Origin of the sequence: Xanthobacter cornucopiae (assembly GCF_043195065.2) — a bacterium.
GTDB lineage: Bacteria > Pseudomonadota > Alphaproteobacteria > Rhizobiales > Xanthobacteraceae > Xanthobacter.
Window position 1 is genome coordinate 4,118,521 of the sequence record NZ_CM195531.1, and the last position, 12,270, is coordinate 4,130,790.

The window sequence follows — 12,270 nt, forward strand, 5'->3', positions numbered from 1 at the left end:
AGCCTTGTCCCGGCTCTTTTCGGATCGTCCTGTTTTCGTAGCCCTGCAGTTTCGTCCCGGCGCTTTGCGCGCGGCCAAGGGCCGGGCAGGCAACGCGCGGCGAGGGCTTGCGCCGCGGTCCGCAGCGGGGCTGTAAAGGGGGCGGGATGTCGGCTAGGGCGCCTGGCGGATGAAGCGGCCGAAGGCGCGCGGGCCTTCGCCCAGGGGCACGCTGGCCACCACCTTCAAGGTGTCGGTGTCGATCACCGAGAGCGCATTGTCGAACCAGTTGGCCACATAGACGCGGCTGCCGTCGCCGCTGGCATCGATGCCTTCGGGATACTCGCCCACCTCGATGCGCGCGCGCGGCTCCAGGCTGTCCACATCGAACACGCTCACCGTGCCGCCATACTGGTTGGTGACGAAGCCGCGCCCGCGCGCCAGGGCGACCGCGTAGGGCCGCTCCCCCACCTTCACCGTGCCGATGCGCGCGCGGGTGCCGAGGTCGATGACGCTGACATCGTTGGAGCCCACATTGGCGGTGTAGGCGCGCCGGCCCTCGGCATCGATGGTGAGGCCGAACGGACGCTTGCCCACCCCGATCACCGCCACCCGCTTCAGGCTCGCGGCGTCGATGATGGACACCGTGTCGTCGTCGCGGTCGGCGGTGAGCACGAAGGCGCCATCGGGCGTCACCGCCACCCCCGAGGGCGACGCGCCGGTTTCCGCCAGCCGGGGCGTTTCCGGCGTCTTGGGGTCGATCACCAGCAGGCGATGGGCATACCAGTCGGCCACGAACACCGGAGCTCCCGCCGGGGGCACGGCGATGCCCAGCGGCCCGCCGCCCACCGGCCAGCGCGCCAGCACCCGCCGGCCGGCGGTGTCGATGACGCTGACGGTCTTGTCGTCGGGGCTGGTCACATAGGCGCGGGTGCCATCGCTGGTGACGGCGATGCCGGCCGGCGCGCCGGGCACCTCGATCTGCGCCGAAACGGCGCCCGCGCCGCGGGCGGCGGCGGACAGGTCCACCACCGCCACGCGATTGGCCGGCTGTTCGGTGACGAAGGCCTCGTCGGCCCGCGCCGGGCCGCCGGCGAGCAGGACGGCGGCGAGCAGGGCGGCGGCCGGCGCGCGGGCGCTCACTTCTCCAACTGGGCCTTCAGGGCGTCGAGGCCTGCGCGGTAGACGCCGGTGACGGCCGCCACCGCGGCTTCGTCGCTCAGCTCCGGCGGCGGGTCGTTGTTGGGATAGCCGCGGTAGAAGGCGCCCTTCCACTCGACCTTGGTGTGGGTGGCGTCGATGGGCTCCACCGTGAGCGTGGAGGAATAATTGGTGACCGGCAGGACCTTCACGTCCACTTCGGAGATGCGGTAGGAATAGCTGCGCTTTTCCGGCTCGAACTTGTAGAGCACCTCGTCGATGGTGCCGCCACCCTTCAAGGTGAGCTTGCGCGTGGCATCGACGGCGTTGCCGCCCTGGCCGGCGGTGGCGCCGACCACCGGATGCCAGCTCATGTCCTGGAAATTGCCGATGGCGGCCCAGACCTTGTCCGCCGGCGCGGCGATCTCCACGGTTTCGCTCACCTTCTTGCGGGTGGGGCCATGGGCCTGCGCGACCAGCGGCGACAGCATCACCGCGGCCGCCAGCGCGGCGGTCAAAACGTGTTTCATCAAGCGTTCCCTTCCCTAACGATTATGATTGCGGTGTCTTGGGGGCGCCCGCTCAGGGGGCGAGCGGCGGCTGGCCGGGGGCCAGAATGCGGTTCTTCACCAGGTAGCGCACGCCGCGCAGCCACGATTCGTCGGTGTTGCCGCGGATGTCCACCTGGCCGGCCCGCACGACGCGGCCGTCGTCCCCGGTCTCGCGCACGTCCAGCACGATGGACAGGATGAGGTTGGAGATCTTGCGGATCACCCCCACCACCTCCAGCCGGGCGCCGACATCGCGGGCGATCTCGCGCTCGCAGCCGTTGCACTTGAAGAAGGGGGAGAACTCGGCGATGCGCGCGGCCTCGGGCTCGAGGTCCACCAGGGTCATCTCGCCGGACTGTTCCAGGAGCGCGATGAGTTCGGCATTGACGCGCTTCAGGCGCTCGGCCTGCTCGGCCTTCACCTCCGGGCGCGTGTCCAGCGTGTCGTCGAAGAACTCGAAGCCGAACACGGCCGTCTTCACCGGCGCCGCCGAGGCGGCCGCGGGACAGCAGAGAAACAGTGCCGCTGCGGTAAGAAACGCTGATCTTTTCATCATCTGCACCTGAATGCGGGCAGCGTGTCATAGTCCCACCGCATCCGGCAAGACGGGAACATCTTATTCTTTTCTTAGATATATCCGGTTGCGCGCGGTGCGCGATGGTGCCTAGATCTCCGCTCCCGAAACGGCGCTTGAGGTAAGGGAGCGATGTCGAGCCGGCCTGCACGCCTGTTGCCCGCACGCCTGTTGCCCGCACGCCTGTTGCCCGCGTGCCTTCTGGCCGCTGCCGGTGTGTCGCTGAGCCTGGGCGTGGCGATGCCGGCGCATGCGCAGCCGGTCCAAGCTCAGCCGGTGCAAGCCCAGCCGGTCCAGGGATCGGCGGCGCAGGCACCCGCCTCGCAGCCGGAGAGCGGCGCGCCGAAAGTGCTCGACGTCGCCATCGGCCTGCTCACCCGCGAGGTGCCGCCGCCGCCCCTCTATGACCTTTCGGCGGTGCCGCAGGACGATGCGGTGGCCGGGGCGGAACTGGCCATCAAGGACAACAATTCCACCGGCGCCTTCACCGGCCAGCGCTTCACCCTTGCGGCCAGCAGCCTGGCCGAGGGCGAGGACGCGGCGGCGGCGGCCACGGCGCTGGTGGCGGCCGGCAACCGCCTGCTCGTCGTCAACCTGCCCGCGGATGAGCTGCTCGCCGTGGCCGACGCGGTGAAGCCGGCGGGCGGCATCGTCTTCAACGTGGCGGCCCAGGACGACGGACTGCGCGCCGCCGACTGCCGGGCCAATGTGTTCCACGTGGCCCCGAGCCGCGCCATGCTGGCGGACGCCTTGGCGCAGTTCCTGGCCGCCAAGCGCTGGACCCGGCTGCTGCTGGTGGTGGGGCCGCAGCCCGCCGACGCGGCCTATGCCGAGGCGGTGAAGCGTGCCGCCCGCAAGTTCGGGCTCAAGGTGGTGGCGGAAAAGCCCTGGACCTTCGGGCCCCTGGCGCGCGAGCGGTCCGACAGCATCACCCGTTCCGATGCCCTGCTGCTCACGCGCGGTGTCGATGCGGACGTGCTGGTGGTGGCGGACGAGGCCGATGACTTCGGCAACTACATTCCCTTCCGCACCGCCGAGCCGCGCCTGGTGGTGGGCACCCAGGGCCTGACCGCCTCCACCTGGCACGCGGCGCAGGATGCGTGGGGCTCGGCGCAACTGCAGAGCCGGTTCCTGCGCGGCGCCGGCCGCACCATGCGGCCCGCCGATTATCAGGCCTGGCTGGCGGCGCGGATGGTGGGAGAGGCGGCGACGCGCACCGGCAGCGCCGATCCCGCCGTCCTCGCCGATTTCCTGCGCAGGCCGGACTTTTCCCTCGCCGCCTTCAAGGGCGTGCCGCTCAGCGTGCGGCCGTGGGACCAGCAGGTGCGCCAGCCGCTGCTGATCGCGCAGCCGCTCGGCATCGTCGCGGTGGCGCCGGATGACGGCTTCCTGCACCAGCGCACCCCCCTCGACACGCTGGGCTTCGACCAGCCGGAAAGCAAGTGCCGCCTGAAATAGGGGCGCGGGCGTCGTCGGTGGCGGCGCCCGCGTTCCGGTTTGCCTGACGGGGGGTCCCGTCGCGGGTCGCGCCAACGGCCCGGTTTCAGAAGAACGCGCGCAAGACGCGTTGCCATCGGAGGAGACCTGATGACCGCCATTCGTCCGCAGCCATGCTTGCGCGCGCTCGCCGCCGCGTTCCTGGGCGCCGGCGCCCTCCTTGCGGCCGGGGCGGCGGAGGCCGGCATGGTCTATGTCTCCAACGAGCGCGGCAATTCCATCTCCGCCATCGACACCGAGACCCTGGCGGTGACGCAGACCGCGAAGGTCGGGCGTCGCCCGCGCGGCATCCTCATGAGCCCCGACGGCAAGCTCATCTACCTGTGCGCCAGCGACGATCACGCGGTGCAGGTGATCGATCCCACCACGCTGAAGGTGCTGCGCAAGCTGAAGTCGGGGCAGGATCCGGAGCTGTTCGCGCTGCACCCTTCGGGCAACCCGCTCTACATCGCCAACGAGGACGACAACCAGGTCACCGTGCTGGACGTGGAGAAAAACAAGATCATCGCCCAGGTGCCGGTGGGCACCGAGCCGGAGGGCATGGCGGTGAGCCCCGACGGCAAGATCCTGGTGGCCACCTCCGAAACCACCAACATGGCCCATTTCATCGATACCCAGACGCACAAGATCGTCGCCAACGTGCTGGTGGACGCGCGCCCGCGCTTTGCCGAGTTCACCGCCGACGGCACCAGGCTGTTCGTCTCGGCCGAGGTGGGCGGCACGGTGTCGGTGATCGACCCGCAGACGCGCCAGATCCTCAAGAAGATCGAGTTCAAGATCCCTGGCGTGTCCAAGGAGACCATCCAGCCGGTGGGCGTGCGGGTGACGCGGGACGGCAAGACCGCTTTCGTGGCGCTGGGCCCGGCCAACCGGGTCGCGGTGGTGGACGCCGAGACCTATGAGGTCAAGGACTACCTGCTGGTGGGCCAGAGGGTGTGGCAGCTCGCCTTCACGCCGGACGAGAAGCAGCTGTTCACCACCAACGGCAATTCCAACGACGTGTCGGTCATCGACGTGCCGAGCCGCAAGGTGGTGAAGTCCATCAAGGTGGGCGGCGCCCCCTGGGGCGTGGTGGCGGCGCCGCAATAGCGCCGGGGGAGGCCCTCTCATGGACCCGTTGAACCAGGCTCCAGCCCTGGAGGTGGCGCAGGTGAGCCACGCCTTCGGTCGTCGCGCGGTGCTGGACCGGGTGTCGCTGCGGGTGCCGGCGGGCCGCTTCGTGGCCCTGCTCGGCCCCAACGGCGCCGGCAAGACCACGCTGTTCTCGCTGGTGACGCGCCTCTATGCCTGCCGCGCCGGCGCCGTGCGCATCTTCGGCCACGATGTCTCCCGCGCGCCATCGGCGGCGTTGTCGGAGCTGGGCGTGGTGTTCCAGAGCCGCACCCTCGACCTCGATCTCACGGTGCGCCAGAACCTCGTCTACCATGCCGCGCTGCATGGCCTGGCCGGGGCGGCGCTGCACGCGCGCATCGCCGACCTGCTGGCCCTCGTGGGCCTGACCGAGCGGGCGGGGGACAAGGTGCGCACCCTGTCCGGCGGGCAGTCGCGGCGGGTGGAGATCGCCCGCGCCCTGCTGCATCGCCCGCGCCTGCTGTTGCTGGACGAGGCGAGCGTCGGCCTCGATCTGGCGGCGCGCCGCTCCATGGTGGCGCTGGTGCGCGCCCTGGTGCGCGAGGCCGGGCTTTCGGTGCTGTGGGCCACCCACATCTTCGACGAGATCGAGGATGACGATCTGGTCTACGTGGTCCATCGCGGCCGGCTCATCGCCAGCGGCGAGGCGGCGGCGCTCGCGGCGGGCGCCCCTTCGCTGGAGGCGGCGTTCCGCGCCCTCACCGAGCACGACGCGGGGGCGGCGGCATGAGCGCGGGGGAACCGGACGCCCGGGCGCGGGGGGCGGAAGCCCGGCCGCTGGGCGCCGCCGGCTTTGCCATCTGCCTCGGCGGCATCGTCTGGCGCGAGCTGCTGCGCTTCGTGCAGCAGAAGGAACGCTTCCTGTCGGCGCTGGTGCGGCCGCTGGTGTGGCTGTTCATCTTCGCCGCCGGCTTCCGCAGCGCGCTCGGGGTCTCCATCATCCCGCCCTACGAGACCTACATTCTCTACGAGGTCTACGTCACCCCGGGCCTGGCGGTGATGATCCAGCTTTTCAACGGCATGCAATCGTCCCTGTCCATGGTCTACGACCGCGAGGTGGGGTCCATGCGGGTGCTGCTCACCAGCCCGTTCCCGCGCTGGTGGCTGTTGTTCTCCAAGCTCATCGCCGGGGGGGCGGTGTCGCTGGTCCAGGTCTATGTGTTCCTGGCCATCGCGTTTGCCTGGGGCGTGGAGATTCCACCTCTGGGCTATGTGCTGGCTCTGCCGGCGCTGGTGCTCACCGGCTTCATGCTGGGGGCGATCGGCCTCGTCATCTCTTCGCTGGTGCGGCAGCTGGAGAATTTCGCCAGCGTGATGAATTTCGTCATCTTTCCCATGTTCTTCGCCTCGTCGGCCCTCTACCCCCTGTGGCGGGTGCGCGACGCCAGCGAGGCGCTCTATGTGGTCTGCCTTCTCAATCCGTTCACCCATGCGGTGGAGCTGGTGCGGTTCGCGCTCTATGGCGCGTTCGATCCGCTCTCCTGCGCGGTGGTGGTGGCCACCACGGCGGTGTTCTTCGCCCTCGCGGTGATCGCCTACGACCCCGGCCGCGGGGTCATGGGCCTGCGCGGCGGGCCGAAGGGGGAAGCCGCGTGAGCGGGCCGCACCGTGATCGGGAAGCTCGTGTGATGTCCCGCAGTTCAGGCGCCATGCCGGGAGGCTCGCCAGCCATGAAGAGCGCGTATCTGTCCGTGTCCTGGGTTTCCTCCGCGCGCCGCCGCTCCGGGTTTGCGGTGCTGGCGCTGCTGGCGGCCGGCCCGGCCCTCGCCCAGCCCAGGGTCGAGGCCAAGGCCGATCCCGATTGGCCCTGCGTGCAGCGCCGCACCCCCGACATCAGCCTCGCGGCGGTCTGGAGCGGCCCGGACCTCGCCTCGGCCGGGCGCTGGACCGACGACCAGGATGCCGCCGCCCTTGCGGTGCGCCTTGCCTCCCGGCGCACGCTGCTGGACGAGGTGGATGGCCTGCTGGACACCTTCGCCCGGGAGGCCGGCGCCGATGCGAAGACACGCCTGGTGCGGGTGTTCGCAGGGGTCTACGAGATCACCGGGGCCGAGCGAAGCAAGGTGATGGATGGCATCACCCGCTATGCCCGAGGCCAGGCGCGCCTTGCCGCGCGCCTGCGCGAGGAGGGGGACGCCCTGAGCAAGGCCAAGGATTCCCCCGAGGCGCCGGACACGCCGGAGAGCAGGGCCTTGGATGAAAAGCTGAACTGGGACACCCGCATCTTCGAGGAGCGCGCTCGCGCCCTGACCGCCGTGTGCGAGACCCCGGTGCTGATGGAGCAGCGCCTGTTCGAGATCGGCCGGCGCGTCGCCGCCCGCCTGTGACCGGGCCTCAGCCCCCGGCGCCGAGGCCGCCGGCCGCGCGCCGGGCCTCGGCGCGCTCGATGAGGAATTTCGCCACCAGCGTGAACAGCGCCACCCCGGCCAGCACCGTGGCCGCCGCGAACGCCGCCAGCACCTGGCTGTCCTGGTAGAGCAGCTCGATCTGCAGTGGCAGGGTGGAGGTCTGGCCGCGGATGTTGCCGGACACCACCGACACCGCACCGAATTCGCCCATCACCCGCGCGTTGCACAGGGCGGCGCCATAGAGCAGCGCCAGCTTCACGTTGGGCAGGGTGACGAGGCGCAGGGTCTGGAAGCCGGAGGCGCCGAGGCTCACTGCCGCCTCTTCCTCGTCGCGGCCCTGGGCCATCATCAGCGGCACCAGCTCGCGCACCACGAACGGGGCGGTGACGAACAGACTGGCCAGGATGATGGCCGGCACCGCGAACATGATCTTGATGTCGTGCTCCGCCAGCCACGGCCCCAGCAGGCCCTGGGCGCCATAGACGAACAGATAGGCGACGCCGGCGATGATGGGCGAGATGGAAAACGGCAGCTCCACCAGGGCGAGCAGCAGGCTGCGGCCGGGGAAGGTGAACTTGGTGACGGTCCAGGCCGCGGCGATGCCGAAGGCGATGTTCACCGGCACGCACACCAGCGCCACGAATACGGTGAGGCCCATGGCGTGCAGCGTGTCGGGCCGGACCAGCGCCTCCAGATAGGCGGGCAGGCCGCGCCGCAGCGCTTCCACGAAGATCACCGACAGCGGCGCGATCAGCACCAGAGCGGTGGTGGCCAGCACCAGGGCGGTGATGCCATAGCGGTAGAGGGGCGTGTCGCCCACCCGCACGCGATAGCGGCTGGTCGCCTTGGCCATGCTCAGTCCTCCCCGACGGTGTGACGCTGGAGCCAGGCCTGGATGACGTTGACCGTCAGCAGCAAGGCGAAGGCGATGCCGAGCAGGGTGACGGCGATGGCGGCGGCGGCCGCGTAGTCGTATTCCTCAAGCCGGATATAGGTGAGCAGGGCCACGATCTCGGTGCGGAACGGCTGGTTTCCGGCGATGAACACCACCGCCCCGAACTCGCCCAGCGAGCGCGCAAAGGCCAGGGAGGCCCCCGCCAGGAAAGCCGGCAGCAGCGCCGGGAAGATCACCGAACGAAAGATGCGCCCGTCGCTGGCGCCCAGGGTGGCGGCCGCCTCCTCCAGCTCCGGTTCCAGGTCCTCCAGCACCGGCTGGACCGTGCGCACCACGAACGGAATGGAGGTGAACGCCATGGCGCAGGCGATGCCGGCCGGGGCGTAGGCCACCTGGATGCCCCATTGCGCCAGCGGTGCGCCGAACCAGCCATTCTTGGCGAACAGCGTGGTCAGCGCCAGGCCGGCCACCGCCGTGGGCAGGGCGAAGGGCACGTCCACCAGTGCATCGAGCAGGCGCTTGCCGGGAAAGTCGTAGCGCACCAGCACCCAGGCCAGGGCCAGGCCGTAGACGGTGTTGAACAGGGTGGCGGCGGCGGCGGTGGCGAAGGTGACCTGGAAAGACGCGAGGGTGCGCGGTGAGGTAATGATGGCGAGATACCGCCAGAAGCCCACGTCCGCCGACTTCAGCAGCAGCGCGGCGATCGGCAGCAGGACGATGAATGCCAGATAGGTGAGGGTCAGCCCCAGGGACAGGCGAAAGCCGGGAATCACGCTGCGGCGGGGACGTCCGAGGGAAAGTCGCATGAGGGCCCGGGGCAAGGACGGATGGGGCGTGACGTGCGGTGGCCCGTCGCCGGGGCCGTCGCGCGGCCTGTCTCAGGTCGCGCCGCCTCCGGCCGCGTCAGCGCGACCGGGGCATTCTATGCCTGCCGCCAGGGAATTTGTCATGCGGTTTCCGTGAACGAAAGAAAAGACAATTTTTGTCTGTATTATATGGGCCTGAAAAAGGGCCGTGCCCTTGGGCCGGCCCTTCATGCGAGGCGCTGATTCGTGCCCAGCAGCTCAATAGCCGGGCAGGTCGAACGGGCCGGGCAGCGGCCAGCGCAGGCCAGTGATGGGGCCAGGGCCCACGCCCGAGCCCTGATAGTTCGGGAAGTTGTAGTCCGGGGGCAAAGCGTAGTTGAGGTAGGGCCGGGAGCCGGGCTTCACCACGTTGCCGGGGTCGAGATAAGAGCGCTGGCTGATGGTGACCTTGGTGCGCTTCTTGGTGGTCTGCTGCGCCTCGGCGGTGCCGGCGACCGCGACCGAGCCGGCGAGCGCGACGATGAGCGCGGCGGCAAGCGTGTGAAGCGGCGCGAAACGCATGGAACCCTCCTCGAAACGGCATATCTTCGGACACCTGCCGTCCAGCTTGGATTAGGGCACTTGCCGGCCTCGCGCAAGGAAACGCATGCCGCATCGCGGCGTTCCCTGTGGGAGAAATTTCCGCCGTGGCCAGGTGGCAACACCTCGAAGCGGCGGCCCGGCCATACCCGCCGCGCGCCGCTCCTTGCGAAAGCCCTTGCGATGCCCACTTGAACGGGTGCAATTGAAAGGCGCGCGCGTTCATCCTAAAAGGCGCGTTCACCGGCCGCAGGGCCGGCAATCCCGAGGAACTTTCATGGGTTACAAGGTCGCCGTCGTCGGCGCCACGGGCAACGTGGGCCGGGAGATTCTCTCGATCCTCGCCGAGCGGGGCTTTCCCGCGGACGAGGTGGTCGCACTCGCATCGCGCCGCTCCCAGGGCACCGAGGTCTCGTTCGGCGACAAAACCCTGAAGGTGAAGGCGCTCGACACCTACGACTTCTCCGACACCGACATCTGCCTGATGTCGGCGGGCGGCTCCGTGTCGAAGGAATGGGCGCCGAAGATCGGCGCCGCCGGCTGCGTGGTGATCGACAATTCCTCCCAGTGGCGCACCGACCCCGAAGTGCCGCTGATCGTGCCGGAAGTGAACGCCGATGCCATCGTCGGCTTCAAGGCCAAGAACATCATCGCCAATCCCAATTGCTCCACGGCGCAATTGGTGGTGGCGCTGAAGCCGCTGCACGACGCCGCCGTCATCAAGCGGGTGGTGGTTTCCACCTACCAGTCGGTGTCCGGCGCCGGCAAGGACGGCATGGATGAGCTGTTCACCCAGACCCGGGCGGTCTTCGTCTCCGATCCGGTGGAGCCGAAGAAGTTCCCCAAGCGCATCGCCTTCAACCTCATTCCGCAGATCGATGTCTTCCTGGACGACGGCTCGACCAAGGAAGAGTGGAAGATGGTGGTCGAGACCAAGAAGATCCTCGACCCGAAGATCAAGCTCACCGCCACCTGCGTGCGGGTGCCGGTGTTCATCTCCCATTCGGAGGCGGTGAACGTGGAGTTCGAGAAGGAGCTCTCCGCCGAGGACGCGCGCAGGATCCTGCGCGAGGCCCCCGGCGTGCTGGTCATCGACACCCGAGAGCCGGGCGGCTACGCCACCCCGCACGAGGCGGCCGGCGAGGATGCCACCTACATCTCGCGCCTGCGCGACGATCCGACGGTGGAGAACGCCATCAACTTCTGGTGCGTCTCCGACAACCTGCGCAAGGGCGCGGCCCTGAACGCGGTGCAGATCGCCGAGGTTCTGGTGAACCGCAAGCTCATCACGCCGCACCGCCAGGCGGCGTGACAGCAACGGGAACGGCCCTCCATGGAGGGCCGTTTTCATGTGGCGCGACCCGGCGAACCGGGCCGGCGCCGATGTGACGGCCTGGCGATGACGGCCCGGCGACCAAGCACAGGTGAGACCCATGCCCCAGTCCCCGCGTTCCGGCCAGGAGGTCGATCCCAAGCTCCTGGAAATCCTGGTGTGCCCGCTCACCAAGGGGCCCCTGGAATACAATCGCGAGCGCCAGGAGCTGATCTCGCGGGCGGCTCGCCTCGCCTATCCCATTCGCGACGGCATCCCGATCATGCTGGCCGACGACGCCCGCCCCCTCGACGAAGCTGAACTGAGCAAGTGACCGCCGGCCACCGCGCCTGAGGCGGGAGCCGACGGGCGGGATTCGCCCATCGGCGGGAGCCGCCGGCCTCAGTGGTAGCTGCCGTCCCGGTAGGACATGCGCTCGACGCCGCCGGGGGTCTTCAGCGACAGGTCGCGCCAGCCCTCGGTCACCTCCTTGCGGGGAGTGAGGCCGAGGCCGATGAATTGCCCCATCACCCGGGGCTTGCCGGACAGGTCCACCACGAACCACGTGCAGCCGGTCTCGGCGCACCAGGCCGGATCGTTCAGGGTGACGATGGCCTCGGGGGCGCCGTCGCCGCTGAGGTCCACCGGCGTCACCTTCAGCTTGTCCGCCACCCGCTGGCCTTCCGCCTGATCGACGAAGATGGCGAGCGCGATGTCCCGCGCCGGCGGCACGGCGCCGCCACGGGCGGGCTTGGTCTCCGCGGCGGGCTTCGCCTCGGGCGCCGGCTTGGCGTCGGTGGCGGGCCTGGCCTCCGCGGCGCTTGGGGCGGACTGCCCGGCTGGCGGGGCGGGGTCCGCCGCCGCCGTGGCCGGACCTGTCGGCGCCGGGGCGCCGCAGGTGGCGAGTGCCTTGGCCAGCAGCGCCGCGCCGCTGTCGAGGGGAATGACGAGCGCGGCCTCGCCCTTGCCCAGCTTGAGCTTCTGGCCCGCACCGAGCGCCTTCACCAGCGGGTCGCCGGCGCGCACCCGCGCCACCACGGCGCCGCGCGGGCCGCCCTCGGCGTTTTCATCCACCGCCACGCGCCCCTTGGCGCCGAAGCGCCTGCCGTCCACTTCAAGGGCGAGGCTGGCGCCGCCGCCGTTGCGCGGCCGGGCGCCCTCGGGCAGGGGCGCCTGGATGAACAGGCCGGGCCCGGCGCCGCAGCCGAGCACGAACAGGGCGATGCCCCCGGCCTCGCCGAAGGTCGCCCCGCGCACCGGCCCCTGAAGCTCCCGCCACGCGGGCTCCGCCCGCGCCGGCGGGGTGAGGGCCAAGGTCGCCGCCAGCAGGCTGGCGCTGGCCAGCGCGGCGTGCGCGGCCCGCCGCCCCAGTCCCATGTGCGGGCGCCCGGCCACGCTCCACCTCTTCCACGATGCACGGACATGCGCCCAAGCCCGCGGTTCCTGTGCCGACCGCGC

14 protein-coding genes are annotated in these 12,270 nt (G+C 70.1%); 7 read left to right on the top strand and 7 right to left on the bottom strand.

The window, feature by feature from the left end; translation table 11 throughout:
- Positions 1 to 153 precede the first annotated feature (153 nt).
- Genes V5F53_RS18100 through V5F53_RS18110 form a run of 3 tightly spaced genes read right to left on the bottom strand, consistent with a single transcriptional unit; the run spans position 154 to position 2,151 of the window.
- Positions 154 to 1,122, bottom strand: coding sequence for a YVTN family beta-propeller repeat protein (locus tag V5F53_RS18100; RefSeq protein WP_393996004.1), 969 nt, complete (start codon positions 1,120 to 1,122; stop codon positions 154 to 156).
- The gene (locus V5F53_RS18105) at positions 1,119 to 1,649 is read right to left on the bottom strand and encodes an SRPBCC family protein (RefSeq protein ID WP_393996003.1); all 531 of its coding nucleotides are present in this window, start codon (positions 1,647 to 1,649) and stop codon (positions 1,119 to 1,121) included. Before V5F53_RS18105 ends, V5F53_RS18100 begins: the two co-directional genes overlap by 4 nt.
- A gap of 52 nt (positions 1,650 to 1,701) precedes the next feature.
- Positions 1,702 to 2,151, bottom strand: coding sequence for a DUF3280 domain-containing protein (locus V5F53_RS18110; protein WP_393996002.1), 450 nt, complete (start codon positions 2,149 to 2,151; stop codon positions 1,702 to 1,704).
- A gap of 333 nt (positions 2,152 to 2,484) precedes the next feature.
- On the opposite strand from V5F53_RS18110, the gene pedA1 reads away from it, so the two are divergent.
- The 5 genes from pedA1 (at position 2,485) to V5F53_RS18135 (ending at position 7,199) form a co-directional block, all read left to right on the top strand.
- On the top strand, positions 2,485 to 3,702 hold the full coding sequence (gene pedA1, locus V5F53_RS18115) for a lanthanide ABC transporter ABC transporter substrate-binding protein PedA1 (RefSeq protein WP_393996262.1): 1,218 nt from the start codon (positions 2,485 to 2,487) through the stop codon (positions 3,700 to 3,702).
- 129 nt (positions 3,703 to 3,831) lie between these two features.
- Complete coding sequence (locus V5F53_RS18120) at positions 3,832 to 4,830, top strand: YVTN family beta-propeller repeat protein (protein ID WP_393996001.1); 999 nt, start codon at positions 3,832 to 3,834, stop codon at positions 4,828 to 4,830.
- 19 nt (positions 4,831 to 4,849) lie between these two features.
- The gene (gene pedB / locus V5F53_RS18125) at positions 4,850 to 5,602 is read left to right on the top strand and encodes a lanthanide ABC transporter ATP-binding protein PedB/LutE (protein ID WP_393996000.1); all 753 of its coding nucleotides are present in this window, start codon (positions 4,850 to 4,852) and stop codon (positions 5,600 to 5,602) included.
- Positions 5,599 to 6,468, top strand: coding sequence for a lanthanide ABC transporter permease protein PedC (pedC, locus tag V5F53_RS18130; protein ID WP_393995999.1), 870 nt, complete (start codon positions 5,599 to 5,601; stop codon positions 6,466 to 6,468). Before pedB ends, pedC begins: the two co-directional genes overlap by 4 nt.
- 74 nt (positions 6,469 to 6,542) lie before the next feature.
- The gene (locus V5F53_RS18135) at positions 6,543 to 7,199 is read left to right on the top strand and encodes a hypothetical protein (protein ID WP_393995998.1); all 657 of its coding nucleotides are present in this window, start codon (positions 6,543 to 6,545) and stop codon (positions 7,197 to 7,199) included.
- Positions 7,200 to 7,206: 7 nt separating this feature from the next.
- Here the strand turns inward: V5F53_RS18135 and cysW are convergent, their stop codons facing one another.
- The 3 genes from cysW to V5F53_RS18150 all read right to left on the bottom strand — a co-directional run bounded on the left by cysW (position 7,207) and on the right by V5F53_RS18150 (position 9,482).
- Complete coding sequence (gene cysW, locus V5F53_RS18140; RefSeq protein WP_393995997.1) at positions 7,207 to 8,073, bottom strand: sulfate ABC transporter permease subunit CysW; 867 nt, start codon at positions 8,071 to 8,073, stop codon at positions 7,207 to 7,209.
- 2 nt (positions 8,074 to 8,075) lie between these two features.
- Positions 8,076 to 8,921 (bottom strand): sulfate ABC transporter permease subunit CysT, encoded by an 846-nt coding sequence (gene cysT, locus V5F53_RS18145; protein WP_393995996.1) that lies wholly within the window; start codon positions 8,919 to 8,921, stop codon positions 8,076 to 8,078.
- 258 nt (positions 8,922 to 9,179) lie between these two features.
- Positions 9,180 to 9,482, bottom strand: a complete 303-nt coding sequence (locus V5F53_RS18150) for a hypothetical protein (RefSeq protein WP_393995995.1) — start codon at positions 9,480 to 9,482, stop codon at positions 9,180 to 9,182.
- A 295-nt stretch (positions 9,483 to 9,777) separates the two neighbouring features.
- On the opposite strand from V5F53_RS18150, the gene V5F53_RS18155 reads away from it, so the two are divergent.
- Both V5F53_RS18155 and V5F53_RS18160 read left to right on the top strand, forming a co-directional pair.
- Positions 9,778 to 10,812 (top strand): aspartate-semialdehyde dehydrogenase, encoded by a 1,035-nt coding sequence (locus tag V5F53_RS18155; protein ID WP_393995994.1) that lies wholly within the window; start codon positions 9,778 to 9,780, stop codon positions 10,810 to 10,812.
- A 121-nt stretch (positions 10,813 to 10,933) separates the two neighbouring features.
- Entirely contained in the window at positions 10,934 to 11,146 is a 213-nt protein-coding gene (locus tag V5F53_RS18160) for a Trm112 family protein (RefSeq protein WP_393995993.1), read from the top strand.
- 68 nt (positions 11,147 to 11,214) lie between these two features.
- On the opposite strand, the gene V5F53_RS18165 is transcribed toward V5F53_RS18160, so the two are convergent.
- Positions 11,215 to 12,207: a hypothetical protein gene (locus V5F53_RS18165; protein ID WP_393995992.1), complete on the bottom strand. Its 993-nt coding sequence runs from the start codon at positions 12,205 to 12,207 to the stop codon at positions 11,215 to 11,217.
- Positions 12,208 to 12,270 lie beyond the last annotated feature (63 nt).

Bases quoted from the DNA above. Each gene is read 5' to 3' on its own strand.
- V5F53_RS18105 (WP_393996003.1), bottom strand. From the start codon at position 1,649: ATGAAACACGTTTTGACCGCCGCGCTGGCGGCCGCGGTGATGCTGTCG.
- pedA1 (WP_393996262.1), top strand. From the start codon at position 2,485: ATGCCGGCGCATGCGCAGCCGGTCCAAGCTCAGCCGGTGCAAGCCCAG.
- V5F53_RS18120 (WP_393996001.1), top strand. From the start codon at position 3,832: ATGACCGCCATTCGTCCGCAGCCATGCTTGCGCGCGCTCGCCGCCGCG.
- pedB (WP_393996000.1), top strand. From the start codon at position 4,850: ATGGACCCGTTGAACCAGGCTCCAGCCCTGGAGGTGGCGCAGGTGAGC.
- pedC (WP_393995999.1), top strand. From the start codon at position 5,599: ATGAGCGCGGGGGAACCGGACGCCCGGGCGCGGGGGGCGGAAGCCCGG.
- V5F53_RS18135 (WP_393995998.1), top strand. From the start codon at position 6,543: ATGAAGAGCGCGTATCTGTCCGTGTCCTGGGTTTCCTCCGCGCGCCGC.
- cysW (WP_393995997.1), bottom strand. From the start codon at position 8,073: ATGGCCAAGGCGACCAGCCGCTATCGCGTGCGGGTGGGCGACACGCCC.
- cysT (WP_393995996.1), bottom strand. From the start codon at position 8,921: ATGCGACTTTCCCTCGGACGTCCCCGCCGCAGCGTGATTCCCGGCTTT.
- V5F53_RS18150 (WP_393995995.1), bottom strand. From the start codon at position 9,482: ATGCGTTTCGCGCCGCTTCACACGCTTGCCGCCGCGCTCATCGTCGCG.
- V5F53_RS18155 (WP_393995994.1), top strand. From the start codon at position 9,778: ATGGGTTACAAGGTCGCCGTCGTCGGCGCCACGGGCAACGTGGGCCGG.
- V5F53_RS18160 (WP_393995993.1), top strand. From the start codon at position 10,934: ATGCCCCAGTCCCCGCGTTCCGGCCAGGAGGTCGATCCCAAGCTCCTG.